Origin of the sequence: Cellulomonas shaoxiangyii, from assembly GCF_004798685.1 — a bacterium.
GTDB classification, from domain to species: domain Bacteria; phylum Actinomycetota; class Actinomycetes; order Actinomycetales; family Cellulomonadaceae; genus Cellulomonas; species Cellulomonas shaoxiangyii.
In genome coordinates this window covers 3,472,838-3,497,562 of the sequence record NZ_CP039291.1, presented here as the reverse complement: position 1 = coordinate 3,497,562, position 24,725 = coordinate 3,472,838, and the positions used below count along the sequence as shown (strand labels likewise).

The following is a 24,725-nucleotide window of genomic DNA, read 5'->3' as shown; positions in this document are numbered from 1 at the left end:
GTGCGTGCCTAGACCGAGACGGTCCGGTAGTGGTCGGCGGCGGCGACGAGCTCGACGGGGACCTCGGGCACGAGATCGGTCAGCCGGCGGGCGTACTCGGCCATGCCCTCCTGCTCCGACGGCGTGTGGCCCACCACCACGACGCCGGCGCACACGCCCGCGGTGACCGCGTCGGCGGCGTACTCGCCCGTCTCCCACTCGTGGCCCTCGCCGATGACGATCACGTCGACGTCCGGCCGGGCGAGCAGGTGCCGGTTCTTCTCGAACCCCAGGAACCCGGGCTGCAGGCCGACGGCGGACACGGGCGCGCCGGGGTCGCCGACGTAGCGCAGCGCACGGGCGTCGAGGGAGCGCGCGACGTGCGCGGCCAGCTCGCCGAGCGTCGTGGGCGGCAGGTCGTAGACCCCCGGGTCGCCCGCCCGCTCGGCGTCGAGCCAGCCGAGGGCCCGGGCGGTGCCGGTGAGGATGCCGTCCGGGCGGCGGTCGTGCCAGGCGTCGTGCTGGTGGAGGACGACGAGCCCGTGCTCGGCGACGAACGCCGACTTCGCCGCGTACACCGGGTCGGCCTCGGCCGCGAGGACCGGATCCGACCTGCCGTGGTGGTCGAAGTAGAGCGGCTCGTGCGTGACGACGAGGTCGAGCCCCCGCGCGGCCGCGCGCTGCAGCACGTCGAGCGTCGCCATCACCGTCACGGCGACACCCCTGATCGGGGCGTCCGGGTCGCCGGCGAGGAAGCCGTCGACCGTCACCGGCCGCGGCGGCACCCCCACGTGCGCGCCGATCCGCTCCGCCACCTGCCGCGCCGTCACCGTCACGCGCGCCACCCTAACGACCGGGGGCGACGCTCCCGGGTCCCGCGCCGCGGACGACCACGGTCGTGCGGGTCGAAGGCGTCGACGTGACGACCGTCCGCGCGGGCACCAGTCCGCTGCGCGCGTCAGGGACACTAGGAGACAGCAACCGTCGTTCGTGAAGGAGTCAACAACCGTGCCCAAGGGGACTGTCCGCTGGTTCGACGCCGAGCGGGGCTTCGGCTTCCTCGACCTCGGGGAGGACGCCGAGGACCTGTTCGTGCACGCGTCCGAGATCGTCGGCCGTGACGGCGGTGTGCGCCTGCTCCGCGAGGGGCAGGAGGTCGAGTTCGAGGTCGGCGAGGGCGACCGCGGACCGCAGGCGCGCCACGTCCGCATCACGGGCGAGCAGGCCGCCGACGCACAGCTCGGCGTGCTCGGCACCGTGTCCTGGTACGAGCCGGCCAAGGGGTACGGCTTCATCACCCCCGACGGCGCCGGCGCCGAGATCTTCGTGCACAGCTCGGCCATCGTGGGCGGCGGCGTGGTCTCCGAGGGTCAGCGGGTCGCGTTCCTCGTCGTGCCGGGGGAGAAGGGGCCGCAGGCGGACCACCTGCTGCCGCTCGGGCCCGAGGCCGCCCCGGCCGTGGCGTCCGACGGCGCGGACGGCACCGTGACGTTCTTCGACCCGGACAAGGGCTTCGGGTTCATCGTCCCCGACGGCGGCGGCGAGGACGTCTTCGTCCACGCCCGGACGCTGCCCGCCGGGGTGCGCGAGCTGGTCGAGGGTGACCGCGTGGCGTTCGAGGTCGCCGACAGCGAGCGGGGCCCGCAGGCCCTCGACGTGCGGCTCGTCCGCGGCTCGGCGCCCCGCCGTGCGCCGGCGGCGGCGCCCCGCGGTCGCTCGGACCGGCCGTCGGGCTCCGGCGGTGCCGGGTTCGGCGGTGCTGGGTCCGGCGGTGCGGTGCGCGGCGGCGAGGGCGTGGTCGCCCGCTACGACGCGGACCGCGGCTTCGGCTTCATCACCCCGGACGCCGGCGGCCCGGACCTGTTCGTGCACGTGTCGGTGGTGCGGGGCGGCGAGCCGCTGGAGGAGGGCGACCGCGTCCGCTTCAAGGTGCGCCAGAGCGACCGGGGACCGCAGGCGGACGGCGTCGAGCTGGTCTGAGCGGGGCGGCCCCGACGGGCGTGCCCGCTCCGGCGGCACCCCGACGGGGCCTCCTCGGTCGCCCGGGCCGGCCGTCAGGCCGGGTACAGGAAGCGCGACATGAGCAGCCTGTCCAGCTCGGGACCGGCGTCGACGCCCTCGACGTCCCCCTCGTACACGAGCGCGATCTGGCCGGGCGGCAGGTCCGGCGACGCGCAGTAGTGCAGCGCGCCGCTGTCCCGGGTGAAGCGCAGCAGCCGCGTCGAGGAGATGTCGGCGCCCTCCTCCCAGCCCGGGATGCCGTCGGGCTCGTCCGCGAGGTCCGCGAGCGTCGCCATGTCGACCGGTCGCACGACGCCGAACGACTCGCCCGTGTACGACGTGAAGCCCGCGTGCACGTCGCGCACGAAGCGCCGCAGCGGTGCCGGCGCGCTGTCCCACAGCGGGGGAGCCGCCGGGGAGCTGCGCGGGTCGAACCCGATCCAGCTGACGTGCGAGCCGTCGTCGGCGGACGCGACGTAGACGAGCGCGGGGAGGTCGTCGACGAGGCACGTGCGCACGTCGACCACCCGGGTGGTGAGCGCGTCGGCGAACCGCGGGAGCAGCGCGAGGAGGTCGGGGTTCCAGAGCGTGCGGGCGGCGTCGCGGCGTCGCGCGGGGTCGTCGTCCTCCAGCACCGCGCGCCACTGCCCGGGCAGCCGGACCGCGTCCGCCGACCCGGGCTCGACGAGCGTCGTCGCCCAGCCGGGCAGCGTCGCGGCGACCTCGGTACCGCTCAGGCCCGCCATGGCGACCGTCCCCTCATGCCTGGATCCGCAGCAGCTCGTCGATGATGCTCTGGACGCGCGCCCGGAGCTGCTGCTCGAGCGTGACCTGCTGAGACTGCCAGGCCGGGTCGACGCCCGACATCCCGGCGACGCTGCGCGAGGACTTGGAGGTGTTCGCCTTGAACGACAGCCACTGGAAGTTGAGCGGCGCGCGGGCGAGCACGTACATGCTCGTGGGGCTCAGGCGCGCGAAGCCGGGCATCTGCACCAGCTCCGCGAGCGGCAGGACGTGGTCCGGCGACGCCGCCGAGCCGCCTCGCGCGTTCGTGCGGAACACCTGCCCCAAGCCGGCCGGGTAGGCGGGGTCGGGCGCACCGACGGCGGGCCGCGGACTGCCCTGGAGCGTCGCGGAGCCGAGCTCCGGCGGGTTGTTCCGGCGCAGCGCGTCGTAGAGGCCACGTACCGGGGAGTTCGGCAGCACGCGCCAGAGCTTCCCGGGGGGCGGTGGTGGGGGCGGGGTCCACCCCGCCGGGACGCTCGCGGCCGCGGCCCGGAGGTCGGCCTCGACCTCGGCCGGCGGCGGCTTGATCGCCGGCGAGCCGGCTCGGGCGTCGGTCAGCGCCCCCATCGCCGCGACGCACGCCGCGAAGTTCGCGTCGACGACCGTGGCCTCGGCGTTGAGCTGGGCGGCCTCGGCGTCGTACGCGGCGGCGAGCGCGGCCTGGGCGGGGATCTCGAAGGTGCTCGGGGCGGCGTTGTGCGCGGCGATGCGCGCGGTGACCGACTCCACGGCCGCTGCCTGCGCGGGGCAGAGGGCCTCGGGTGTCGCAGCGGTCGCGGGTGGCCCGGCGACGACGCACCACCCGGCGAGCAGCAGTGCGACGAGGACGCGCGCCACGGATCGACGCCCGTCGGGTCGTCGGGTCATCGAGGCCCCCTCTGCACCGCTGCGGACCTCCCGGCCCGGCGGCCTGCCGTCCGTTTCGTCACGGATCCTCATGACTTTGGCAGGGCCGACCGCCGCGGATCAAGACCGTGGACAGCGCTTCACGGGCACCGGTACGTTCGCTGGCGGTCGCCGCGCGCCGCGGCCCGGTTCCCGGGGGAGGAGTCGCATGACCGTCCCGCCCGAGCCGCTGCCCGAGCCGCCCGCGGGCCCCACCCCGCCGCCGCCCGGGGTCGACCCGGCCCCTGGCGGGGGTGCGCGCGCCGGACGTCGCGGGCGCGTCGTGGCGCTCGTGGTTGCCGTCGCGGTCGTCGTCGCGGGGGTGGTGGTCGCCTACGTCCTCGCGACCCGGCCCCCGAGCGAGGAGGCGCGGATCCAGGAGCTCGTCACGCAGTTCGCCCGTGCCGTGGACCGCGAGAACCTCTCGGACATCGTGGCGCTGCTCTGCGAGGAGGAGGCCGAGGGCATCCTCGAGGACGACGACTACGACCCCGACGCCGGCGGCACGGAGGAGGGCGGCGCCGACAGCCGCCCGGTCGAGGCGTCGGACGTGCGGGTGACGGGAGACGTCGCGAGCGCCGTGGTGTCGCGTCCGGGCCAGCCGGACACGACGCTGTGGTTCCGGATCGAGGAGGGGCGCTGGACGGTGTGCGCACCGGCGGGTGACGAGCCGGAGCCGACGCCCGGCACCCGCTGAACCAGCACGCGGACGGGGGCGGACCGATGAGCACGAGCCAGCAGCTGGATCACGGATGGGGTGACGGGCCATGGAGATGCTGACGGGCCGCGAGATCACCGAGGCCGGCCTGACCGACTGGCGCAAGCTGGCCCAGGGGCTGCACGCCCGCTACCTGGTCGACGACTTCGGGAGCGGTGCTCGCTTCGTCGTCGCGGTGGGGGAGGTGGGGGACGCGCTCGGACACCACCCGAGCGTGTCGATCGGCACGGGGTACGTCGACCTCGAGCTCGTCAGCGCGGACGCCGTCTACCGCGACGGGGCCACCGAGCACGTCGTCGAGTGGGTGACCCGGAAGGACGTCGACCTCGCCCGGCGGATCACCGCGGTCGCCGCCGAGCACGGGCTCGACGCCGACCCGGCGTCGGTGAGCGTCCTCGAGCTCGGCCTCGACACGGCGCGCCCCGCGACCATCGCCCCCGTGTGGGCCGCCCTGCTGACCGGCGACGCCTCGTCCCAGGGCCGCGGGTCGCCGAGCGACGAGGTCCGGGACGCCGGAGGACGGGTGCCGAACCTGTGGTTCGGGGACCTGGACGAGGGGGAGGCCCCGCGCCAGCGGTTCCACGTCGAGGTCTACGTGCCGGCCGAGGTGGTCGAGCGACGGATCGCCGCCGCCGTCGCCGCCGGTGGGACCGTCGTCGACGACAGCAGCGCACCGTCGCTCACGGTGATCGCCGACCAGGACGGCAACACGGGAGTCGTCTGCGTCGCGTGACCCGAGGGGGTTGTCGCGCGATGAGCGCGCGCGTACGTTCGCGAGAATGGGCACCGTGGCCGGCGACGGCTACCGGATCGAACCGCTCGACGCACGGACCTGGGACGCGTTCGCGGGTCTGGCGGAGCGGCACAACGGCGTGTGGGGAGGGTGCTGGTGCACCTACTTCCACCTGTACCCGGACCCCGTCGAGGAGCGCAGGGCGCTCGGCCACCGCGAGTTCAAGCGTCGGCTGGTGCTGGCGGGCCGCACGCACGCGGCGCTCGTCCTGGACGGTGACACCGCCGTCGCCTGGGCCCAGTACGGGACCGTCGACGAGCTGCCGAACATCCACCACCGCAAGGACTGGGAGCAGGGCCTGCGGCAGCGCCCGGACTACCGGATCACGTGCCTCTTCGTCGACCGCGTGATGACGCTGACGGTGCCCGCCGCCGACGGCGGCCGCGGCCACGAGGTGGGCGACGCGGCAAAGACGTGAGCGCGGCCCTGTGAACGCGATCGGCGTGGCCCGGAGCGCGTCCGCGGCCCGGTGCAGGGTGGTGGCGCTGGTCGCACCGTTGGTGGGGCCCGATCGGTATTCGGCACGCGGCTGCGGGGTCCTATCAGGGAGCTCCCGGAGGCCCACATGTCCGCCAACCACGCACGTCTCGTCCTCGACCGCACCGACGACGTCGCGCACGCGGCGAGGCTCCTCGCGGAAGGCCGCCCCGTCGCGCACGGGTTCGGCAACATCTACGCCCTGACCGCGCGCGGCGACGCGGTCGGGCGGCTCAACGCCCTCAAGGGGCGGCCCCACGACCAGACGGGCAGCCTGACCGCGCCGTCGGGACGGGTGCTCGACGCGTTCGACCTGTCGGCACTGCCGCCCGGTGTGTCGCCGAGCCTGGTCGCCGACGTCGTCGACGCCTGCTCGACGCTCGGCCCGTTCGGGTTCCGCGGACCTGCGGCCACGCACGTACCGCCGGGTCTGACCGCGCAGGACGGCTCGACGACCACGACCCAGGTCATCGTCCCGGGCGACGCGTGCCCGTCGCAGCGGTTCCTGGCGGAGGCGTCGGACGCCGTCGGTCTGCTCGTCATCTCGTCGGCGAACCGCTCCCGGCACGTGACCGGCGAGGTCGACGCGCCGGTGCACTGGCGTGCTGACGCGCTGCGCGCCGAGCTGGCCGGTGGCGACCTCGTGCTGCTGGAGCACGACGACGAGGCGGCGGCCCGTGCCCGGTTCCCCCGTCACACGACCGTCTCGACGACGATCCTGGCCTTCCACCGGGCTGAGCGGGTCCACGGTCGCGTCCACCTGCGGCTCGAGCGGCACGGCTCGCTCGCCGCCGGGGAGGTCGTGCAGGTGCTGGCGGCGCTGGGCCTCGGTGTCACGGCCAGCACGCATGCGGCCGTCCGACTCCTTCCGCGTTCGTACGACGACGGCCCGCGCCCGACTGCTGATCGTGGCCCCGCCCGGCCGACCGTCATGGCCGGGTAGTCCGGTGCCGGGGTCCCCAGGTGCCCCACGAACTCCCGTGCCGACGTGTCCATCCATCGGGGGAGGTGTCGACGAGACCGGGGCCGGCGGCTTGTTCAGCGCCGGTGAGCATGCCGACCCCGGTCTCGCGAGCGCTCCATCTCGAGATGCGGACGCGGGCGCCGCCGCGAGCGTCGTGACGCCCGCGGCGGCGGCCCGGTCAGCGGCCCATGATCGCGTCGATGATGCCCTGCTGCGTCACCGTCGCGGTCTGCCGGTCGAACAGCGCGAACCCGTACTGGCCGTTGTACCCGTTGTCCCAGTAGGCGGTGGCGATGCCGTACTTCGCCGCCGTGGCGACGAGGGCCCGCGCGTAGTCGGCGCGGTACCGGTTGTTCGAGGCGTCGAAGGCCGTCTTGTCGATCGAGCCGTACTCGCCGATGAGCACCGGGTACCCGTTCACGGTGAACGTGTCGTGCATCTTCTTGAGCTGCGAATCCATGAAGTCCTGCTGACCCCACGTCGCAGTCCGCGCCGGGTCGGTCGCGTTCGGCCCCCACTGCGTGACGGCGCCGCTCTCCGTACCGGTGAAGTCCCACGGGTCGTAGTAGTGCGCGGAGATCATGAGGCGCCGCTCGTTGCTCGGGATCGCCGTCGACCGGTACTGGTCGGTGGGGATGACGAAGCCGTAATTGCCGGCGGTGTAGTCGATGTTCGTGTTCCAGCCCGGCACGAGCAGCCACCGGGACGTGTTGTTGCCGCCGGTCCGGCGCACCGTGTCGACGAAGATCTGGTTGTACGCGTTGATGTTGGAGTAGCAGGGCTGGGTGGGTGCGCCGTACTGCCCGTCGAAGTTCTCGTTCATGGACTCGAAGATCAGCCGGCCGCCGTAGCCCTGGAACGTCGACGCGACCTGCTGCCAGACCTTCTGGTACTTGTCCCGGATCTGCTCCTGCCCCGACGCGTCGCAGATGAGCCAGGCCCCGCCGACGCTCTTGTAGCCGTCGCCGTGCATGTTGATGATCACGTGCAGGCCGCGGTCGTAGGCCAGGTCCACGACCTGCCGGATCCGGCCGAGCCAGGCGGCGTCCACCGTGTAGCTCGGCGCCGAGCCGATCGTGCCGAGGTAGGACACCGGGATGCGGACGGTCCGGAAGCCCGCGGCCTTGACCCGGTCGAGGAGCGCGCCCGTGACGACCGGGTTGCCCCACGCCGTCTCGCCGGGCACCCCGTTGACGTTGGCCTCCAGCTGGTTGCCCAGGTTCCAGCCCCTGCCCATGTCGGCGACGAGCTGCGTGGCGCCGACCGTGATCGGTCCGGTGGTGGGCGTCGGCGTGGGTGTGGGCGTACGTGTGGGGGACGGGGTGGACGTCGGCCGGGGCGACTGGGTCGGCGTGGACGTCGGCGACGTCGTCGGCGAGCTGGTCGGGGTGACCGGGCGCCCGGTGCACGTGACGCCGTTGAGCGTGAACGTCGTCGGCGCCGGGTTGCTCCCGGCGGACGTGCCGATGAAGCCGAACGACGCGGTGCCGTTGGTGGGCAGGGTCCCGTTGTACGGGGCGTTGCGCACGGTGACCGCCGCGCCGGACTGGGTGACGGTGCCGTTCCACAGCTGGTTGACGGTCTGGCCCGCGCCGAAGGAGAAGCGCAGGTCCCACGCGGTCACCGGGTCGCCGAGGTTGGTCACCTGCACGCTGGCGTTGAAGCCGCCCTGCCACTGGCTGGCGACGGTGTAGTCGACCCGGCAGCCGGCGGCGGCGCTCGCCGTGTCGGTGACCGCGATCGAGCCGACGACGGCGACGACGGCTGCCGCGGTCGCGGTCAGCACCTTGCGTAGTGAGCGCACGGGTGGCTCCCTCTTTCGGAACGGGTCGGTCCCGGCCGTGGTGGCCCGGGGGCGGGCTGGCCAGCACACCAGACCGACGTGGGCCACACACCCCATCGAAGCGCTTCACCTCGGGGATCCGCGACGGTCGACGAGAGGGTCCCGGCGTGCCGGTGCCGCCGGCTCAGTCCACCTGGTCGAGGAGGTCGGGCTCCTCCTGGGCGCTGAGCCACGCATCGTTCTTCAGAGCCGTCTCGTCAAGAACACGGTCGTCCCGTGGACCGGATCCGCTTCCTCGCGCCCGGTCTCGGTGAACCCGACCTTGGCCAGCACCCGGCGAGAAGCGGTGTTCCACTCCCGGACCGTGGCCCACAGACGCTCGTACCCGGAGCTCTCCGCCCAGTGCAGAACCTGGAGCGAGGCCTCGGTCGCGTACCCCTGACCCCAGACCCGGCGGAGCAGCTCGAACGCCAGCTCCGGCTCCCCGCTCGCACCCCGTCCGCTGTCGATGAGCCCGCAGTAGCCGATGACGTCCCCGGCGTCCTTCCGCTCGACCGCGAGCAGGCCGAGGGACGACGGGCGTTCCGTGCGGATCTTCTTCTCCAGGTCGGCGACCGTGGGGCGGCCGTCCGCGTCGATCCGTCGGTGCGGCGGCACTCGTCGATCACGTTCGGTCCAGAGCTCACGCTGGACGACGGCGTCGGCCACCCGCCAGGGTCGCAGCAGCAGGCGGTCCGTCGTGAGCACGACGTCGCGGCCCTGCGCCCCACCGGCCATGACCGCGAGCCTCGCACGGCCACCGCCCGCTCGTCCCGACGAACCGACCCGGTTCCCGACGAATCGATCGCGTCGTCGACGCCCTTGCTCCGGGCGACGCCGAGGTGCGCAGGCCGAGTGCGCCGGCGCCATGCGTCTGGTCACCGCCAACCCCTGAGTCGCCCGCGCCCCGACGTCCGGCACGGGCGAGCACGCCCGCGTCAGCCTCCCGGGACGGGAGCGTGCCTCACGAGGCGTTCGCGCGGCCGCTTCGGCCGGCGGCCTGCGTGCGGCCCGCGCGGTGGGCCTGCCCCGCCCGGATGACGTCGTCGAGCTTGTCGCGCGTGGCGGTCAGCTCGTCCAGCTGGGCTTGCACGCGCGCGCGCTCGGCCAGCAGCCGCTCGTGCATCTCGTCGGTGAGGACGCCGTGCTCCATGCACGGCAGGATCCGCAGGACGGCCTTGCTGCCCAGCCCGGCGGCGTAGAGGTTCTGGATGAACCTGACCCGGTCGACCGCCTCCGGCGGGTAGTGGCGCTGCCCGCTGGCGCTGCGCTCGGCGGCCAGCAGACCGTGCTCCTCGTAGTAGCGCAGCGCCCGCACGCTGACGCCCGCCCGTGCGGCGACCTCCCCGATGCGCACCCGTTCCCCCAAAGTCGATCGGTCCGAGCCCTTGCCTCTGACGTCGACGTCAGGTTCTAGCGTACCGGCCATGACTACCGCACTCGTCACAGGAGCCAACCGCGGCCTCGGCCGCCACTTCGCCGCCGAGCTGGTCGCCCGGGGCGCGACGGTCTACGCCGGCGCCCGCCGACCCGAGGCGATCGACGTGCCCGGCGTCCGGCCCATCGCCCTGGACATCACCGACCCCGACGCCGTCGCCGCAGCCGCCGCGCTGGCCGGCGACGTCGACCTGCTGGTCAACAACGCCGGCATCTCCACCGGGGCCCAGCTGCTCGGCGACCTGGAGGGCGTGCGCGCCGAGCTGGACGTGAACTTCTGGGGCACGCTCGCGATGGTCCGCGCCTTCGCGCCCGTCCTCGCGGCCAACGGCGGCGGGACGGTCGTCAACATCGCCTCCGCGCTGTCCTGGTTCGCCGCTCCGGGCGCCGGTGCGTACGCGGTGTCCAAGGCCGCGAACTGGAACATGAGCAACGCGCTGCGTCTGGAGCTCGCCGAGCAGGGCACGCAGGTCACCTCCGTCCACCTGGGCCTGGCGGACACGGACATGGTCAGGGCGCTCCAGGGGCCGAAGACGGACCCGGCCGTGGTCGTGCGCAGGACGTTGGACGCGGTCGAGGCCGGCGACCTCGAGGTCGTCGTCGACGAGTGGAGCGCGACGGTCAAGGCCTCGCTGGCCGAGGACCCCCGCACGTTCTACGCCCGCTACCTGGCGGCCTGAACCGTCCGCCGCGTTGCCCGGACGACCGGGACGGCGCCTCCCACGCGCTCTCGCTCACGGACGGGGCACTCACGCCCCGGCATCCTCCCGGGACGTCCGCGCCAGCCGTTCGACGAGGTCGTCCGGGACGGGGCGACGCGGCGAGAAGGTGATGCCCGTCTTGGTCGCCTTCAGCCCGGCGGCCGCGATCTCGTCGGCGTGCTCGGAGAGGGCGTGCGGGCGCAGGTACAGCCCGCACTGCTTGCTGAAGGCCGCGTAGCTCGCGACGACCGCGTCGCCGATCCGGAACCCCGGCATGTCGTAGGCCACGATCTGCTCCGCCTCCGGCAGGACGCGGGCGAGGACCTCGCGCAACCGCCTCAGCGTGGGCTGGAAGGGCTCCGGCGCCGCGGCGATGTAGGCGTCGTGGTCGGCTGGCGTCGTCATGGCTTGCGTCTCCTTCTGCAGATCGGATCAGGACGGCCCGGTCGATCGACGGGTCCCGCCTCGTGCACGGCGTCAGCCGGCGCTGCGCACCGCGTGGCGCACGTAGATCACGCCGTTGCCGAACCGCCGGGTGTCCAGCAGCTCCAGGTCGACCCGGACGCCCCGCGGCAGCGCCGGCTTGCCGCCGCCCACGATCACCGGGCACAGCAGCAGGACGCACTCGTCGACCAGCCCGTGCCGGAACGCCTCGGCCCCGAGGGCCGCGCCCCCGACGCTCAGGTCCGCGCTCGACTCCTCCTTGAGCCGTCGCACCGCCACGGGGTCGAACTGCCGCTCGATCCTCGTCCGCGCCGTCGACACCGCGTCGAGCGTCGTGGAGTAGACGACCTTGTCCGCGTCGCGCCAGATCCCCGCGTACTCGCGGACGACGGCCGGCTCGTCCGCCAGCCAGTCGTCGTCCTCCCAGACGCGCATCGTCTCGTACATGCGGCGGCCGTAGAGCGACGTGCCGACGCCCCGCTCGTGCTCGTTCCAGAACGCGTGCACCTCCTCGTCGGGCACCGACCAGTCGAAGGCGCCGGTCTCGTCCTCCAGGTAGCCGTCGAGCGAGGTGTTGGCTGCGTAGATCAGCTTGCCCACGAGTGCCTCCGGCGGGACGGGGACTTCCAGGCTCGCAGCGGCACGCAGGCACGGGCAAGAGACGGCACGCAGGAGCGCCCTGCCGGGCGTCAGCGCAGTCGGACCTGTCCGCCACGGCGCGGGCACGGTGCGAGCCGTTGACACCGCCCGCGCCGCGACCTAGTTTCCGCGTGCACGGCCTGGTCAGCCCCGCCCAGGCCTCCCCGACGGCGCGAGACGAGGCACTCATGGGCGCCCCACCGCTGGTCCCTCCCGCTCCGTCCGAGGCAGCACCGGGCGGGATCGAGCTCAACGGCATCAACGCGATCGAGGAGGCCGAGCACAAGGGCCGGCCGCGTGACCTGTTCTGGCCGTGGTTCGCGGCGAACGTCTCCGTGCTGGGGATCGCCTACGGCTCGTTCCTGCTCGACTTCGGGATCTCGTTCGCGCAGGCCACGGTGGTCGGTGTCGTCGGCATCGTCGTGTCCTTCCTCTTCTGCGGGTTCGTCGCGCTGGCGGGCAAGCGCGGCCACGCGCCGACGATGACGCTGAGCCGGGCGGCGTTCGGGGTCAACGGCAACCGGCTGCCCTCAGCGCTGTCCTGGCTGCTGACCGTCGGCTGGGAGACGGTCCTCGCCTCCCTGGCCGTGCTCGCGACCGCGACCGTGTTCAGCGCGCTCGGCTGGGCCTCGGGGACCGCGACGCGGCTGCTCGCGCTGGCGGTGGTCGCCGCGCTGATCATCGTCGGCGGCGTGCTCGGCTTCGAGTTCATCATGCGGCTGCAGAAGTGGATCACGGTCGTCACCGGCGTGCTGACGGTCGTCTACGCGGTGCTCGTGCTCGACACGATCGACCTCGGCACCGTGACCGCCATCCCCGCCGGCAGCGCGCCCCAGGTCGTCGGCGCCTTCGTGTTCATGATGACGGGCTTCGGCCTCGGGTGGGTGAACGCGGCGGCCGACTACTCCCGCTACCTGCCGGCGCGGTCCTCGAGCGCCGGGGTGGTCGGGTGGACCACGTTCGGTGCGTCGCTCGCCCCGCTCCTGCTGCTGGTCTTCGGGCTGCTGCTGGCCGGCTCCTCGCCCGACCTCAACGCCGCGATCGCCGCCGACCCGATCGGCGCCCTCGCGCTGCTGCTGCCCACGTGGTTCCTCGTGCCGTTCGCGGTCGTGGCCGTCCTCGGCCTGATCGGGGGAGCCGTGCTCGACATCTACTCCTCGGGGCTCGCGCTGCTGAGCGTCGGGGTGCGGGTCCCGCGGCCCGTCGCTGCCGGGATCGACGGGGTGCTGATGATCCTCGGCGCGGTCTACGTGGTGTTCTTCGCCGCGGACTTCCTCGGACCGTTCCAGGGCTTCCTCATCACCCTCGGCGTCCCGATCGCGGCGTGGTGCGGCGTGTTCGTCGCCGACGTCGCCCTGCGGCGCAGCGGGTACGACGCGCCGGACCTGTTCGACCCGCGGGGCCGCTACGGCTCCGTGCGGCTCGTCCCGGTGGCGCTCGTCGTGCTGGGCTCGGTGCTCGGCTGGGGCCTGGTGACGAACGGTTCGGCGGGCTGGCTCTCCTGGCAGGGCTACCTGCTCGCGCCGTTCGGCCTGGGCGGGCGTGAGGGCGCGTGGGCGTACGCGAACCTGGGGGTCCTCGTGGCCCTGGCGCTCGGCTTCGTCGGGACGCTGCTGCTCAGCCGTCGCGCGGTGCGAGCGCAGGAGGCCCGGCCGTCCACCGGCCGGCCGCTGCCCGCCGGGTCGACGACGCCCGACCCCGTCGCGTGAGCGGGGCGCCCTGGCTCGTGGCCGTCGACCTCCAGCGGGTCTTCGCCGAGCCGACCAGCCCGTGGTGCGCGCCGCGGTTCGCGGACGCGCACGCCGGCACGCTGCGGCTGCGCGGAGCGTTCGGCCGGCGCGTGGCACTGACCCGGTTCCGCCCGCCGGACCGGCCGGCCGGCGCGTGGGGGCCGTACTACGCGGCCTGGCCGTTCGCGCTGGACCCGGCGAACCTCCCGCTGTACGAGCTGGTCCCCGGCCTGCCCGTCGCCGACGCGGTCGTCCTGGACCGTCCGACCTTCGGCAAGTGGGACGCCGCGACGGCCGCCGCGCTCCCGGGGGTCACCGAGATCGTGCTGACCGGGGTGTCGACCGACTGCTGCGTGCTGTCCACGGCGCTCGCCGCGGCCGATGCCGGCGTGCACGTGCGCGTCGTCGCGGACGCGTGCGCCGGCGCCAGCGAGGGCGACCACCGCCGCGCACTCGACGCGATGGCGCTCTACGCACCGCTGATCGAGATCACGACGGTCGACGAGGTGCTCGCCGGACCGTGAACCACCCACCCGGCACCAGCGCTCTGCGCCCGCGGACCCGCACTGTTCAGCCGGTGGTCAGGTGACCGGCGGCCCCGCCGCACTGCGGTAGCGGCTGCTCAGGAGCAGGGCGCCCCGTTCACGGTGAAGCCCGTCGGTACGGAGTTCGTGCCGCTGTACGAGCCGTTGAACCCGATGCTCGTCGAGCCGCCGGCCGGCACGGACCCGTTCCACGCCGCGTTCGTCACGGTCACGGCCGAGCCGGTCTGGCTGTAGCTCGCGCTCCACCCCTGCGTGACCTTCTGGTCGCCCGCGAACGTGAACCCGAGGTTCCACGACGTCCACGGCGTCGATCCGGTGTTGGTCAGGGTGATCGACGCCGTGAACCCGCTGCCCCACGAGTTCGCGGAGTAGGTCACCGCACAGGTGCCGGGCGGTGTCGTCCCGGTGGGCAGGGTCCGGAAAGCGACGGTCGGCGTGACCGACGAGAGCTGCCCGGCGGTGTCCCGCGCCCGGACGGCGAGCACGTGGTCGGTGCCGGGGGTCAGCCCGGTGAGCGTGACCGTCGGGGTGGTCGACATCGCGACCACGGTGGACGTACCGCCGGAGACGCGCAGCACGTCGTACCCCGCGACGCCCGTGTCGTCCGTCGAGGCGGTCCACGTCAGGGTCGCGCCCGTCGTGGTGACCGCGGAGGCCACGGGCGTGCCCGGCGTCGTCGGCGGGGTGTCGACCGGCGGGACGTCCTCCCCGGTCCGGAAGGTGACGGGGGCGGACGTCGAGGAGAGACCGGCGCCGTTGCGGGCCACGATCACGTACGTGTACGAGGTCGCCGGCTGGAGGCGGCTCACCGTCGCGTTCGTCGCGGTGGTCGTCGCGACGACTTCGAACGAGTCGCCTGCGACGCGCACGACGTCGTACCCGGCGATCCCGCTCTCCGGGTCGGTCGAGGCGGTCCACGAGAGGCCCGCAGACGTGAAGTTCATGCCGCTCACGGACACCAGCGGCGTGCCGGGGACGGTCGGCGGGGTCGTGTCGACCGCCGGTGCTGCGCCCGTGTGCTCCGCGGCCCACGTCGCGAGCCACGCGAGCGCCGAGTTCCAGTTGATCGCGACCTCGTTGACGGAGTACGCCTCGATGTGGTCGACGAAGCACTTCTGGGGTGCGCAGCCCGCGAGCTGCGCCGCGGCGATCGGGTCCTGCAGCTCGCTGTTCGGGCCGCCCGAGAACGAGCCGGGCGGGGCGATGGGCAGCGACGCGTCGGCCTGGTGGGCCCAGAACCGGTGGTGCACGTTCTGGACCGCCTTCTCGCCGTACCCCGCGATGTAGGACTGGTTGAGCGGGTTGCGGCCCTGGAAGTAGTCGAGCGCCGCGTACACGCCGGTGCGGTACTTCGACTGGCCGGTGAAGTCGTACGCGAGCGCGAGGGCGTTCGCGTTGTTGGCGATCTGGCCGTTCGAGCCCCAGTAGTAGACGCTCCCGGCGTTGTTCGGCGCCGGGTAGGCCTGGCTGGTGGCGCGGGCCAGGGCAGCGTCGGCGAACGTCACGATGGCGGCGCGGGTGGCCGCCACGTCGGACGACGGCAGCCCGTTCGGGACGAGGGCGAGCGTCGTGTCGCCGAGGCCACCGGTCCAGCCCCAGTCGTACCCGCGCTGCGCGAAGCTGCGGCCCTTGTACAGGGACGACCCCGTGACGTCGGCGCGGTACGTGTCCGAGCCGGTCGTCGCGTACAGCTCGGCGGCCGCCCAGTAGAACTCGTCCGTCACCGAGCTGTCGCTGTAGGCGCCGCCGCCCGTGCCGTCGTTCGCGGACGCGATCCGGTTCGGGTTCGCCTGTGCCGCGGTGTACGCGGATTGCGCCGCAGCCAGGGCCTTCGCGGAGAAGGTCGGGTCGATCGTCTTCCACAACCGCGACGCCTGCGCCGCCACCGCGGCCAGGTTCAGCGTCGCCGCGGTGCTCACCGGTGACAGGACCCGGCGCTGGCTGTCCTGCGCGGGGATCGTCGGCAGAGCGGTCCAGTTCTCGTCGTGCATCTTGTGGTGCACCATCCCGGCGTCCGTCCGGCCGGCCGGCACCTGCATGCGGAGCAGGAACTCGAGCTCCCAGCGCGCCTCGTCGAGGATGTCGGGGGCACCGTTGGTCCGCTCCGGGATCGCCATGGTGCCGTCGCCCAGCGCCGCCTTGTCGGCGCCCGCGACATGGAGCGTCCGTTCGTACGCGTTCTGCAGCTGCCACGTGGCGATGCCGCCGTTGACCACGTACTTGCCCTGGTCGCCGGCGTCGTACCAGCCTCCGCGCACGTCGAGGCTGTAGCCGCACGACTGCCGGCACGGCACGCTCGTGTCGCCCTGGTTGGGCGCGACGCCCAGGTGACCGGCGGCCCGCGCGTAGGTGCTGCCGACGTACCGGGCGTCGATCGCGATGCCGCTGCGCTGGTGGTAGAAGAACGCGAGCGAGTCGTAGCGCAGCTTCTTCACCGGGTCGGCAGAGATGTCGAAGGGGTAGCTGCCGGCGTTCTCCGCGGACAGCACGTAGCCGGAGCCCGGCGTGTCGAACGTCGAGAAGTCGATGAGGTGCGTCGAGTCACCGGACAGTGCGTCGGCGCCCTTGACCGTCGACCGGCCCGACGCCACGACCGTGCCGGCCGCGTTCCGCAGCGTCCACGCGACCGGTGCCGTCGACGAGCTGACCAGGGTCGCGACCTTGGCGACACCGGGCACGTAGGCGACCTGGTTCACCTTGACCGGCGAGCCGGGGTCGGGCGCCGCGACCGCGGCCTGCGGCGAGGCGACGAGTCCGGAGACGGCCAGCGCGGCGGCGACCGCCAGCCCGGCGGAGCGGCGCCGGAGCAGCCCGCGGTCACGGTCAGTGGTCGGTGACATGGCGGTCCTCTGCTGAGCGTGCGACGTGGTGGACGGCGGATCACCACGCCCGGCAGGTGCCCAGCGCTGGGACACGGCCGTCGTGGGAGCGCTCCGGCCACGGTAGGGCCGCGTGCGGGTCCGCCTGGCTGGGCCCAGGGAGTGGAATCGATTAGGTGCACCGCGCACCTCGCGTCGACCGTGGAGCGCGTCGTCGTGCGGAAGCGTCCGGCTCACCCAGCCCGGCGGCTCCTGGTACAAGCGGACGATGCTGCCGCCTGTCCACGAGGACGGGCTGCAGCCGGGGGGAGCCGTCGTGAGCATCGACTCGATCGGTGCTGAGTACGCCGGCAACCCGCACTCGGCCCGGAAAGCAGCCCTGCAGGCGTGGAGCGCCGGCATGGCCGCACGCCCCTCCGGCCCCCGCCCGGGCGAGTCGAACGAGGTCACACCGATGTCTGCACGGCGAGTGGGCGCGGTCGCGCCGACGTCGGGCTGGGAGCGCCGACCGTCGCCGCTGATGAGCCGTGCTCAGTACCGGGCGTCGAGGAAGGCTCGCGTCGCCTCGGCGGTGCGCCGCTCGAGGCTCGCGTCGTCCTCGTCCGGGTAGTACTCGACGGTCTCGTAGATGTCGTGCAGGTCGACGAACGCCTGGCAGCTGGGATCCCCGTCATGGCCGACGGCGCCGTGCGCCCACCGGCACAGCTCCCGGGCGCTGAACTCGCCCCGTGTGAAGCGGCGCGCGCTCAGGTCGCGACAGCCCGCCGGCACGCGCTCGAGATCCGCGAGCAGGCGCAGGCCGTCATGAAGGTCAGGCGGGCCGCGCTCGACCCTGAGTAGCATCTGGATGCTACTTTGGTGCCGTGAGGACGATCCCGATGACGGTGCTGAACCAGCACCCGAGCGAGGTCGCCAAGCTCGTCGAGGCCGGCGAGACCGTCCAGGTGACCCGGCACGGTAAGGCTGTGCTGCGCCTGGTGCCCGAGCCGACAGCGGCGGACCCGCTCGGCCCTCTGATCGCCGCCGGCCTCGTCGGCGAAGCCGTCCGACCGCAGCGGGCGCCGCACCGCGCGGAGCCGCTGTTGAGCGAACAGCGGGCCGACGAGGCGCGCGCGTGGCTGTCCGAGGACACCGGTGCCTGAGGTCATCTACCTCGACTCGTCCGTCGCGATCCACGTCCTGGTCGGCACACGTTCCGCCGTTCGCTGGTGGGACGAGCGGGTGTCCGCCGGTGACCGCCTCATCTCCTCAGTCCTGCTGAACCTCGAGGTCGCCCGGTTCCTGCACCGCGAGCGCCTCGACCCGCGGGCCGGGGACTTCCTGACCGAGTCGCTTCATCCCGTCGCGGTGGACAACGCGCTGCTCGTGGAGGCCGCGCACGTCCCGGCGGTCTTGAAGACCCTCGACTGCGTGCATCTGGCCTCTGCCGCCCGGGTCGGCACCCGCGTCGTGACGGTCGCGACCCATGACCGCTCGATGGCGGGCGCCGCCACGCAGATGGGCTTCGCCACGATCGACCCCGTCACGGCCTGACCCACGCTCCCGGACCAGCGCGTGCGGAGCGACCCTCGGCGGGCAGGCAGGTCCGACGGCGCTGCGCCCTGGGTTGCCCGCGGTCGGTGGCGCACGCCCCGAGGGCACTGCCGAGGCAGCGGCCCCAGGCGTCCTGTGGTCATGAGCGCAGACCTTCATCTCCTCGCCGGTCCCAACGAGCCCGGGTGGCGCTCGCAGTGGGAGCGCCTGAACGGTGCCCAGTGGTACGGGGACGACCCGACCGCGCACCGCGACGACAGCGACCGGTTCCTCGTCGGTGCCGGCGGCAGCCGCGGGCGGGACATGCGCGAGCACCAGGACCGGTACGTGCCGGCACCCTTCGCGGGCATCACGCAGATCGTCGGCGACGGGCGAGTGCTCACCCGTGGCCTGGCTAGGGAATCATGGCCGCGATGAACCTGCCGAACAGGCCCATCTACGGTCGCCGGCGCGTCGAGCGGTACGCCAACTCCGCCACGTACGAGATGGTCCTGCGTGCCAACGCCGGGCGCGCGCGTGGTCTGGGACACGGGCAGATCCTGTTCATCAAGTCCGACTCGCGCACGCACACCCAGGGTCTCATCCGGCGCCGCCAGAGCGACGGCGAGGCCGGCACCTGCTGGTCCACCAACCCGGAGGTGCTGAAGATGCAGCTCTACGTGACCAAGTGAGCCCCCTCTCCGTCTCCTGCACGAACTCCTCGCGGTACACGCCGGTGCTGTACCTGCGCGACCTGCTGGACCCCTCGGCGCTGGACGCGTTCCCGCCGCTGACGCCGGCAGTGGCGCCGCTGCCGGTGGATCAGGTCCCTGCGGGCGCGTGGGAACAGTGGGTCGCTGACATCGAGGGCAACCTCCGCGCTCCGGAGATGGTCGAGCCGCGCAGTCCACGGCTTGCCGAGGCGGTCGCCCAGCACAGGCTGGAGGCCGAGGACTGGGCCAACGAGCACATCGACGACAGTGTGGTCAGGCGATACCAACCGGAGTGGATGTCGGCGTTCCTCGCCTCGACGGGCGGCGCGTCAGGGACGTTCACGTGTGAGGTCCTGCCGGTGCGCGGGGTGTGGTGGCGGGACCTGTCACCGCGGCGGATGCTCGTCTCGCAGATCGCCTTCGCCGATCACGACCTCGTGGACCGGCTGTTCAAGGAGCGGATCGCTGCGCTGCTGGACTGACCTCCCCAGCGCCGCCGGGAGGCACGCGGTACATGGGGCTAGTCGCGCACTCTCGCGGCGACCCGGGACCGGAGGCCGTGGGGCCTGCAGCCGCCGGCTGCCGAACGACGTCAGGACCAGGTCGCCAGCTGCGCCGGTGTGACCGCCTCGCAGGCGTCCCTCCTGGGAGGATCGGCGGCATGGCCAACCGGATCATGCGGCGCACGGCGTCGGTTCGAGCGCACTGCACCGGGGACGGGTAGGCAGGTGGGTGTTCGCGTAGGGCTGTGTGGTTGGACCGTCTCCCAGGCGTCGTACGTACGCCGCTTCCCCGTCGTCGGGGTGCAGCACACGTTCTACGAACCGCCGTCCGACGCCGTGCTGATGCGTTGGCGAGCCCAGGTGCCGGCCGGTTTCGAGTTCACGATCAAGGCGTGGCAGGTCGTCACCCACGAGTCCAACAGCCCCACCTACCGGCGGATGAAGCAGCCTCTGCCGGACAGCGCACGTGGCCAGGTCGGGGCGTTCCGGACCACGCCTGCGGTCCTCGCGGGATGGCAGCGGACCCTCGAGTGCGCCCGGATCCTGCAGGCCACCGCCGTGCTGTTGCAGTGTCCGAAGAGCTTTCGCCCGACGGGCGACAACTCCACGCTCACCGCGATCTGCGACGCGCTGGACTGTCGCCCCGGCGACATCCTGGACGTCGAGGTACGTGCCTTCTCCACCCCGCTGATCGGTGCGGGCAGTTCCGTATCCTGCGTGGCATGGCACTGCGCGCGCTGTTCATCGGTGGGACCGGCATCATCAGCACGGAGGCGGCCCGGCGGGCGGTCGCGGAGGGCGTCGAGGTCACCCTGCTCAACCGCGGGCAGTCGACGAAGCGCGCGGTGCCCGACGGCGCCCGCGTGATCCACGCCGACGTCCGCGACGCGGAGTCGGTCCGCGCCGCGCTGGGGAACCAGGAGTTCGACGCCGTCGTGGAGTTCACGGCGTTCACCCCCGAGCACGTCCAGGCCGACCTCGACCTGTTCACCGGCCGCACCGGGCAGTACGTGTTCATCAGCTCCGCCTCGGCCTACCAGACGCCCCCCACCCACCTGCCCGTCGTCGAGTCGACGCCGCTGCGCAACCCGTTCTGGGAGTACTCCCGCAACAAGATCGCGTGCGAGGACCTGCTCGTCCGCACGTACCGCGACACGGGCCTGCCGATGACGATCGTGCGCCCGTCGCACACCTACGACGCCACGCTCGTCCCGATGGACGGTGGCTGGACGGTCGTCGACCGGATGCGCCGCGGCCTGGAGGTCGTCGTCCCCGGGGACGGGACGTCTCGGTGGACCATCACGCACAGCGCCGACGTCGCGGTCGGCCTTGTCGGGCTGCTGGGGCGCGAGGAGGCGATCGGCGAGGCGTTCCACATCACCGGTGACGAGGCTCCGTCGTGGGACCAGATCTACCTCGCGATGGCCCGGGCCGCCGGCGTCGACGAGCCGCGGCTCGTGCACGTCGCGTCCGAGGCGATCGCCGCCGCCGACCCCGAGCTGGGCGCCGGGATCCTCGGCGACAAGGCGCACACGATGATCTTCGACAACACGAAGCTGCGACGGCTGGTCCCGCAGTTCTCGCCCCGCATCCCGTTCGCGCAGGGCGCCCGCGAGATCGTCGCCTGGCACGACGCCGACCCCGCGCGCCGGGTCGTCGACCCGCAGTTCGAGGCCCTCACGGAGCGACTCCTGGAGACGTACCGACCTCGACCCCTGTGACGGCCCGCGCTGACGTACCGGCCTGTCGAATCCGGCGGGTCCCGCGCGTCACGGTGGTGTCAGGCCAGACGGGACGACACGCAGGAGGAGCGTCATGACGCAGTACGCCATCTACTTCCACCAGCAGTGGGTGGGGGACCACCCGGCCGAGTGGTTCCGGAGCCGCGTCGAGCCCAGCACGGCGGTCGTCCGTGACATGGAGGCCGCCGGTGTCCTGGTCTTCGCCGGTGGGCTCGAGGAGGACCTGGCCGACGCGTTCAGCGCCGACGCGACGAGCGGGACCCTGTCGATCACCGACGGTCCCTACACCGAGACGGTCGAGCAGCTCGGCGGGATCACGATCATCGACGTGCCCGACCTGGAGACGGCCAAGATGTGGGCGGGCAGGGTCGCCGAGGGGTGCGGCTGGCCCCAGGAGGTCCGCGTCATCCGGTAGGCCCCAGAGGATCCGGGCGCCGGTCTGCCCGGATGCCCGGATCCTCGGCCCGGCCGACTCGCGGGGGAGGCGTCATCGGGCTGACCCGTGGGTGACAGGGGTGACGGACGGTCCGACGACGCGCTGGCGCGATCGAGATCGACGGCGACCCGACCAGCGGATGGCGGCTCATCACGTGGTCGGCCGACCCTCTGGGTGGCCCGACGCTACGCGACGACGCGGGCGCCGATCCGACCGGCGAGCCACTCGACGCGTGACGGCGCGCACGCCGTTGCCTGCGGGCCACTCCTCGCTGTCGCCGGCTGGGTGGCCGAGCCTTCACTGAGCCCGGGCCGTGCACTCCTGGGAGCATCGGCCGCATGGTCAACTGGATCACGCGGCGCAGGGCGTCGGTTCGAGCGCGCTGCACCGGGGACGGGTAGGCAGGTGGGCGTCCGCGTAGGGCTGTGCGGCTGGACGGTCTCCCAGGCCTCGTACGTCCGTCGCTTCCCCGTCGTCGAGGTGCAGCACACGTTCTACGAGCCGCCGTCCGACGCCGTGCTGATGCGCTGGCGAGCCCAGGTGCCGGCCGGTTTCGAGTTCACGATCAAGGCGTGGCAGGTCGTCACCCACGAGTCCAACAGCCCCACCTACCGGCGGATGAAGCAGCCTCTGCCGGACACCGCACGTGGCCAGGTCGGGGCGTTCCGGACCACGCCTGCGGTCCTGGCGGGATGGCAGCGGACCCTCGAGTGCGCCCGGATCCTGCAGGCCACCGCCGTCCTGCTGCAGTGCCCGAAGAGCTTTCGCCCGACGGCCGACAACGTCGGACGGCTGCGCACCTTCATGACCCAGGTGGAGCGGCCGGCGGCGCGGCTGCTGTGGGAACCCCGTGGTGAGTGGCCCACGCAGCTGCTCACGGAGCTCTGCGCCGAGCTCGATCTCGTGCACGTCGTCGACCCGATGCAGACCGAGACCGTGACGCCGGAGCAGACGTACTACCGCCTGCACGGCACGTCCGGCTCGCGTCACGTCCACTCCGATGACGAGCTGCGCCGGCTCCGGGACATGGTCGACGGCCGTCCGTCGCCCTACGTCATGTTCAACAACCTCCCCCGCGTCGGCGACGCGGAGCGGTTCCTCGCCCTGCTCTGATCGCGCCGGGTGCATGACGACATGGCGTCGCCGCTAGCGCGGCGGGCTGGACCAGCCAGCGGCGGTAGGTCACCGACGGCCGTCTTCTCGCGTGGCCGGCGATCTGGTTGCCTGGTCTCGTGCTCGCAGCCGTGCCGCCGTTCGCCGCCTGGCAGTTCGTCGACGCCGTCGACGGGTTCGAGGTGGCCTACCTCGGTCCAGGCCGGCTGCGCGGCCACACGTCCGCCGTCGAAGGCGGGCGGGCGTACGCCGTCGAGTACGAGATCAGGCTCGACGAGCGGTGGATCACCCGTACGGTCCGCGTCACGTCCGACACCGTGGACGGCCCGCGCAGCACGGTCCTGCGCTCCGACGGGCTCGGCACCTGGACCGTCGACGGGGTTCCGGCGCCGCACCTGGACGGGCTCGTCGACGTCGACCTCGAGGCGTCGGCCTGCACGAACACGCTGCCGGTCCACCGGCTGACGATGCCCGTCGGCGAGGTGGTCACCGCCTCTGCCGTCTACGTGCAGGCGTCCGACCTCGCCGTACGTCGGCTGGACCAGACGTACCAGCGACTTGACGACCACCGGTTCGACTACAGGTCCGAGGGCGGCTTCCGGGCGATGCTCACCTACGACGACGCCGGGCTGGTGCTCGACTACCCGGGCATCGCGGTCCGCGTCGCCTAGAGAGCCCGACCTGGGCACGTGGGGCCGGAACGGGCTCCACGGCCGGAGTCGTCACCCACGATGCGCACCGTCCGGGTCGGCGGTGCTCGCGGCGGCGGTGTGCGCGGGCGGCTCCGGGATCCGCGGACGCGCGGCCTCGCAGCAATGCCGTCGGCGCCGCGCCATGATGTCCCGGTGCGCGGCGCGGATCTCAGCGAGGCCTACTACGAGCAGGTCGTCCGAGCCGCGCTCGAGCGTCACTGGCCCGGGCTGCCACACGCCGCAGGTCGGCTCGGAGCCGGGTCCGACGTCCTCGGACTTGACGACGACATGTCCCGCGATCACGACTGGGGCCTGCGGCTGACGGTGCTCCTGGACACCTCCGACGCCGGCTCTGCAGCGTCGCCCACCCCTGAGCGGGTCTCGGCAGCCCTGGACGAGAGCCTGCCCGACGAGTTCGACGGGCATCCGACGCGGTTCACCACGTCATGGGACGCTCGGGAACGGCACCGTGTCGACGTCACGACCGTCGAGGCTTTCCTCGGGACCCGGATCGGGGTCGGGACGCCGCACGACCTCGACTCGCTCGGCTGGCTGGCTCTCACCGGTCAGGCCGTGCTGGAGGTCACCGCAGGACGGCTGTTCCACGACGCCTCGGGAACCGTGACGCGGGCGCGAACGCTCATGGCCACCTACCCCCGCGACGTTCGGCTCCAGGTCCTCGCCGCGGGCTGGTGGCGAATCTCGCAGGAGCTCCACCTGCTCGGTCGAGCCGGTCAGGTCCACGACGACGTGGGTGCACGAGCCCTCACGGGGCGGCTCGCCGGCGTGATCCTGCACCTGGGCTGCGTCGTCGGGGACGTGTGGGCGCCGTACCCGAAGTGGCTGGGCACCGCCGTCAGCCGGCTCCCGTTCGCGTCCCGCCTGGTGCCGCCCTTGCGCGCAGCGCTGGCGGCAGACGACTGGATGGAGCGTCAGGACTCACTCGGCCTCGCGCTCACCGCGCTGTACGACGCGCAGCGTGGCGCGGGTCTGCCGGTCGCCGACGGCGTGCCGGTCCGGCCGTTCTACGACCGCCCGTTCCTCGGCGTCGATGACGCCGTCCTCGAGGCACTCCGGGCCGAGATCCACGATCCGCTGCTGCGCGCACTGCCGCCGGGCATCGGCGCCATCGAGCAGTGGTGTGACGGCCCGGCCGTGCTCATGGATGCCCAGCGCCGGCGCGCTGTCGTCTGTGCTGCCGCCCGAGGCTGACGGGACGACTCGCGGGCCGCCCGTCAGGGGCGGGTGGCCCTCACTGGGACGGTCCGCCCATC

At 73.1% G+C, this 24,725-nt stretch carries 28 protein-coding genes and 1 pseudogene; 19 read left to right on the top strand and 10 right to left on the bottom strand.

Going from position 1 to position 24,725, the window contains the following annotated elements; all coding sequences use genetic code 11:
• Nucleotides 1-8: 8 nt before the first annotated feature.
• Nucleotides 9-815 carry a Nif3-like dinuclear metal center hexameric protein gene (locus E5225_RS15630; RefSeq protein ID WP_135972048.1) on the bottom strand — a complete coding sequence of 269 codons (807 nt, stop codon included), beginning with the start codon at nucleotides 813-815 and terminating at the stop codon, nucleotides 9-11.
• Nucleotides 816-987: 172 nt separating this feature from the next.
• On the opposite strand from E5225_RS15630, the gene E5225_RS18165 reads away from it, so the two are divergent.
• A complete protein-coding gene (locus E5225_RS18165; protein WP_135972047.1) occupies nucleotides 988-1,959 on the top strand; it encodes a cold-shock protein in 972 nt (323 codons plus the stop codon).
• A 74-nt stretch (nucleotides 1,960-2,033) separates the two neighbouring features.
• On the opposite strand, the gene E5225_RS15620 is transcribed toward E5225_RS18165, so the two are convergent.
• Nucleotides 2,034-2,726, bottom strand: coding sequence for a hypothetical protein (locus tag E5225_RS15620; protein ID WP_135972046.1), 693 nt, complete (start codon nucleotides 2,724-2,726; stop codon nucleotides 2,034-2,036).
• Nucleotides 2,727-2,739: 13 nt separating this feature from the next.
• Complete coding sequence (locus E5225_RS15615; protein ID WP_135972045.1) at nucleotides 2,740-3,633, bottom strand: hypothetical protein; 894 nt, start codon at nucleotides 3,631-3,633, stop codon at nucleotides 2,740-2,742.
• Between the two features lie 187 nt (nucleotides 3,634-3,820).
• On the opposite strand from E5225_RS15615, the gene E5225_RS15610 reads away from it, so the two are divergent.
• From E5225_RS15610 to E5225_RS15595, 4 genes are all read left to right on the top strand, one after another.
• Nucleotides 3,821-4,348 (top strand): Rv0361 family membrane protein, encoded by a 528-nt coding sequence (locus tag E5225_RS15610; protein WP_135972044.1) that lies wholly within the window; start codon nucleotides 3,821-3,823, stop codon nucleotides 4,346-4,348.
• A 70-nt stretch (nucleotides 4,349-4,418) separates the two neighbouring features.
• The gene (locus tag E5225_RS15605; RefSeq protein WP_135972043.1) at nucleotides 4,419-5,102 is read left to right on the top strand and encodes a 4a-hydroxytetrahydrobiopterin dehydratase; all 684 of its coding nucleotides are present in this window, start codon (nucleotides 4,419-4,421) and stop codon (nucleotides 5,100-5,102) included.
• Nucleotides 5,103-5,148: 46 nt separating this feature from the next.
• On the top strand, nucleotides 5,149-5,580 hold the full coding sequence (locus E5225_RS15600) for a hypothetical protein (RefSeq protein ID WP_243738053.1): 432 nt from the start codon (nucleotides 5,149-5,151) through the stop codon (nucleotides 5,578-5,580).
• A 147-nt stretch (nucleotides 5,581-5,727) separates the two neighbouring features.
• The gene (locus tag E5225_RS15595) at nucleotides 5,728-6,582 is read left to right on the top strand and encodes a hypothetical protein (protein ID WP_208012439.1); all 855 of its coding nucleotides are present in this window, start codon (nucleotides 5,728-5,730) and stop codon (nucleotides 6,580-6,582) included.
• Between the two features lie 199 nt (nucleotides 6,583-6,781).
• On the opposite strand, the gene E5225_RS15590 is transcribed toward E5225_RS15595, so the two are convergent.
• From E5225_RS15590 to E5225_RS15580, 3 genes are all read right to left on the bottom strand, one after another.
• Complete coding sequence (locus E5225_RS15590; RefSeq protein WP_243738052.1) at nucleotides 6,782-8,407, bottom strand: cellulase family glycosylhydrolase; 1,626 nt, start codon at nucleotides 8,405-8,407, stop codon at nucleotides 6,782-6,784.
• Nucleotides 8,408-8,629: 222 nt separating this feature from the next.
• A complete protein-coding gene (locus tag E5225_RS15585; RefSeq protein WP_208012438.1) occupies nucleotides 8,630-9,163 on the bottom strand; it encodes a GNAT family N-acetyltransferase in 534 nt (177 codons plus the stop codon).
• A gap of 226 nt (nucleotides 9,164-9,389) precedes the next feature.
• Entirely contained in the window at nucleotides 9,390-9,782 is a 393-nt protein-coding gene (locus E5225_RS15580; protein ID WP_135972041.1) for a MerR family transcriptional regulator, read from the bottom strand.
• 70 nt (nucleotides 9,783-9,852) lie between these two features.
• Between E5225_RS15580 and E5225_RS15575 the strand changes: the two genes are divergently transcribed.
• Entirely contained in the window at nucleotides 9,853-10,542 is a 690-nt protein-coding gene (locus tag E5225_RS15575) for an SDR family oxidoreductase (protein WP_208012437.1), read from the top strand.
• Nucleotides 10,543-10,611: 69 nt separating this feature from the next.
• On the opposite strand, the gene E5225_RS15570 is transcribed toward E5225_RS15575, so the two are convergent.
• Complete coding sequence (locus E5225_RS15570; protein WP_135972039.1) at nucleotides 10,612-10,968, bottom strand: iron chaperone; 357 nt, start codon at nucleotides 10,966-10,968, stop codon at nucleotides 10,612-10,614.
• Between the two features lie 72 nt (nucleotides 10,969-11,040).
• Nucleotides 11,041-11,607 (bottom strand): dihydrofolate reductase family protein, encoded by a 567-nt coding sequence (locus tag E5225_RS15565; protein WP_135972038.1) that lies wholly within the window; start codon nucleotides 11,605-11,607, stop codon nucleotides 11,041-11,043.
• A gap of 227 nt (nucleotides 11,608-11,834) precedes the next feature.
• Between E5225_RS15565 and E5225_RS15560 the strand changes: the two genes are divergently transcribed.
• Together E5225_RS15560 and E5225_RS15555 are read left to right on the top strand one after the other, a co-directional pair.
• Nucleotides 11,835-13,355 (top strand): purine-cytosine permease family protein, encoded by a 1,521-nt coding sequence (locus tag E5225_RS15560; RefSeq protein ID WP_135972037.1) that lies wholly within the window; start codon nucleotides 11,835-11,837, stop codon nucleotides 13,353-13,355.
• On the top strand, nucleotides 13,352-13,900 hold the full coding sequence (locus tag E5225_RS15555; RefSeq protein WP_135972036.1) for a cysteine hydrolase family protein: 549 nt from the start codon (nucleotides 13,352-13,354) through the stop codon (nucleotides 13,898-13,900). The genes E5225_RS15560 and E5225_RS15555 overlap by 4 nt, the downstream gene beginning before the upstream one ends.
• Before the next feature lie 98 nt (nucleotides 13,901-13,998).
• On the opposite strand, the gene E5225_RS15550 is transcribed toward E5225_RS15555, so the two are convergent.
• On the bottom strand, nucleotides 13,999-16,761 hold the full coding sequence (locus E5225_RS15550; RefSeq protein ID WP_135972035.1) for a glycoside hydrolase family 9 protein: 2,763 nt from the start codon (nucleotides 16,759-16,761) through the stop codon (nucleotides 13,999-14,001).
• 510 nt (nucleotides 16,762-17,271) lie between these two features.
• The gene (locus E5225_RS15540) at nucleotides 17,272-17,583 is read right to left on the bottom strand and encodes a hypothetical protein (protein ID WP_135972034.1); all 312 of its coding nucleotides are present in this window, start codon (nucleotides 17,581-17,583) and stop codon (nucleotides 17,272-17,274) included.
• A 35-nt stretch (nucleotides 17,584-17,618) separates the two neighbouring features.
• Between E5225_RS15540 and E5225_RS15535 the strand changes: the two genes are divergently transcribed.
• The 11 genes and pseudogenes from E5225_RS15535 (at nucleotide 17,619) to E5225_RS15485 (ending at nucleotide 24,663) form a co-directional block, all read left to right on the top strand.
• A complete protein-coding gene (locus E5225_RS15535; protein WP_136225506.1) occupies nucleotides 17,619-17,882 on the top strand; it encodes a type II toxin-antitoxin system Phd/YefM family antitoxin in 264 nt (87 codons plus the stop codon).
• Nucleotides 17,875-18,273, top strand: a complete 399-nt coding sequence (locus tag E5225_RS15530; protein WP_135972032.1) for a PIN domain-containing protein — start codon at nucleotides 17,875-17,877, stop codon at nucleotides 18,271-18,273. Before E5225_RS15535 ends, E5225_RS15530 begins: the two co-directional genes overlap by 8 nt.
• A gap of 141 nt (nucleotides 18,274-18,414) precedes the next feature.
• Nucleotides 18,415-18,690 (top strand): hypothetical protein, encoded by a 276-nt coding sequence (locus E5225_RS15525; protein ID WP_135972031.1) that lies wholly within the window; start codon nucleotides 18,415-18,417, stop codon nucleotides 18,688-18,690.
• Nucleotides 18,687-18,944, top strand: coding sequence for a hypothetical protein (locus tag E5225_RS15520; protein WP_135972030.1), 258 nt, complete (start codon nucleotides 18,687-18,689; stop codon nucleotides 18,942-18,944). The genes E5225_RS15525 and E5225_RS15520 overlap by 4 nt, the downstream gene beginning before the upstream one ends.
• Nucleotides 18,941-19,447 carry a hypothetical protein gene (locus tag E5225_RS15515; RefSeq protein ID WP_135972029.1) on the top strand — a complete coding sequence of 169 codons (507 nt, stop codon included), beginning with the start codon at nucleotides 18,941-18,943 and terminating at the stop codon, nucleotides 19,445-19,447. Before E5225_RS15520 ends, E5225_RS15515 begins: the two co-directional genes overlap by 4 nt.
• Before the next feature lie 138 nt (nucleotides 19,448-19,585).
• A pseudogene (locus E5225_RS18160) lies at nucleotides 19,586-20,128 on the top strand (DUF72 domain-containing protein); the annotation flags it as partial.
• A gap of 62 nt (nucleotides 20,129-20,190) precedes the next feature.
• On the top strand, nucleotides 20,191-21,189 hold the full coding sequence (locus E5225_RS15505) for an NAD-dependent epimerase/dehydratase family protein (RefSeq protein WP_135972027.1): 999 nt from the start codon (nucleotides 20,191-20,193) through the stop codon (nucleotides 21,187-21,189).
• Nucleotides 21,190-21,283: 94 nt separating this feature from the next.
• Nucleotides 21,284-21,625, top strand: a complete 342-nt coding sequence (locus E5225_RS15500; RefSeq protein ID WP_135972026.1) for a YciI family protein — start codon at nucleotides 21,284-21,286, stop codon at nucleotides 21,623-21,625.
• Nucleotides 21,626-22,051: 426 nt separating this feature from the next.
• Nucleotides 22,052-22,759 (top strand): DUF72 domain-containing protein, encoded by a 708-nt coding sequence (locus tag E5225_RS15495; protein ID WP_243738050.1) that lies wholly within the window; start codon nucleotides 22,052-22,054, stop codon nucleotides 22,757-22,759.
• A 119-nt stretch (nucleotides 22,760-22,878) separates the two neighbouring features.
• On the top strand, nucleotides 22,879-23,430 hold the full coding sequence (locus E5225_RS15490; protein WP_166435866.1) for a putative glycolipid-binding domain-containing protein: 552 nt from the start codon (nucleotides 22,879-22,881) through the stop codon (nucleotides 23,428-23,430).
• A gap of 174 nt (nucleotides 23,431-23,604) precedes the next feature.
• Entirely contained in the window at nucleotides 23,605-24,663 is a 1,059-nt protein-coding gene (locus tag E5225_RS15485) for a DUF4037 domain-containing protein (RefSeq protein ID WP_167306026.1), read from the top strand.
• The last annotated feature ends 62 nt before the right edge of the window (nucleotides 24,664-24,725 follow it).

Excerpts from the sequence above, each read along its gene's own strand:
- E5225_RS15620 (WP_135972046.1), bottom strand. The coding sequence starts at position 2,726 with ATGGCGGGCCTGAGCGGTACCGAGGTCGCCGCGACGCTGCCCGGCTGG.
- E5225_RS15615 (WP_135972045.1), bottom strand. The coding sequence starts at position 3,633 with ATGACCCGACGACCCGACGGGCGTCGATCCGTGGCGCGCGTCCTCGTC.
- E5225_RS15610 (WP_135972044.1), top strand. The coding sequence starts at position 3,821 with ATGACCGTCCCGCCCGAGCCGCTGCCCGAGCCGCCCGCGGGCCCCACC.
- E5225_RS15605 (WP_135972043.1), top strand. The coding sequence starts at position 4,419 with ATGGAGATGCTGACGGGCCGCGAGATCACCGAGGCCGGCCTGACCGAC.
- E5225_RS15600 (WP_243738053.1), top strand. The coding sequence starts at position 5,149 with ATGGGCACCGTGGCCGGCGACGGCTACCGGATCGAACCGCTCGACGCA.
- E5225_RS15595 (WP_208012439.1), top strand. The coding sequence starts at position 5,728 with ATGTCCGCCAACCACGCACGTCTCGTCCTCGACCGCACCGACGACGTC.
- E5225_RS15585 (WP_208012438.1), bottom strand. The coding sequence starts at position 9,163 with ATGGCCGGTGGGGCGCAGGGCCGCGACGTCGTGCTCACGACGGACCGC.
- E5225_RS15575 (WP_208012437.1), top strand. The coding sequence starts at position 9,853 with ATGACTACCGCACTCGTCACAGGAGCCAACCGCGGCCTCGGCCGCCAC.
- E5225_RS15570 (WP_135972039.1), bottom strand. The coding sequence starts at position 10,968 with ATGACGACGCCAGCCGACCACGACGCCTACATCGCCGCGGCGCCGGAG.
- E5225_RS15560 (WP_135972037.1), top strand. The coding sequence starts at position 11,835 with ATGGGCGCCCCACCGCTGGTCCCTCCCGCTCCGTCCGAGGCAGCACCG.
- E5225_RS15550 (WP_135972035.1), bottom strand. The coding sequence starts at position 16,761 with ATGTCACCGACCACTGACCGTGACCGCGGGCTGCTCCGGCGCCGCTCC.
- E5225_RS15540 (WP_135972034.1), bottom strand. The coding sequence starts at position 17,583 with ATGCTACTCAGGGTCGAGCGCGGCCCGCCTGACCTTCATGACGGCCTG.
- E5225_RS15535 (WP_136225506.1), top strand. The coding sequence starts at position 17,619 with ATGACGGTGCTGAACCAGCACCCGAGCGAGGTCGCCAAGCTCGTCGAG.
- E5225_RS15525 (WP_135972031.1), top strand. The coding sequence starts at position 18,415 with ATGAGCGCAGACCTTCATCTCCTCGCCGGTCCCAACGAGCCCGGGTGG.
- E5225_RS15520 (WP_135972030.1), top strand. The coding sequence starts at position 18,687 with ATGAACCTGCCGAACAGGCCCATCTACGGTCGCCGGCGCGTCGAGCGG.
- E5225_RS15505 (WP_135972027.1), top strand. The coding sequence starts at position 20,191 with ATGGCACTGCGCGCGCTGTTCATCGGTGGGACCGGCATCATCAGCACG.
- E5225_RS15500 (WP_135972026.1), top strand. The coding sequence starts at position 21,284 with ATGACGCAGTACGCCATCTACTTCCACCAGCAGTGGGTGGGGGACCAC.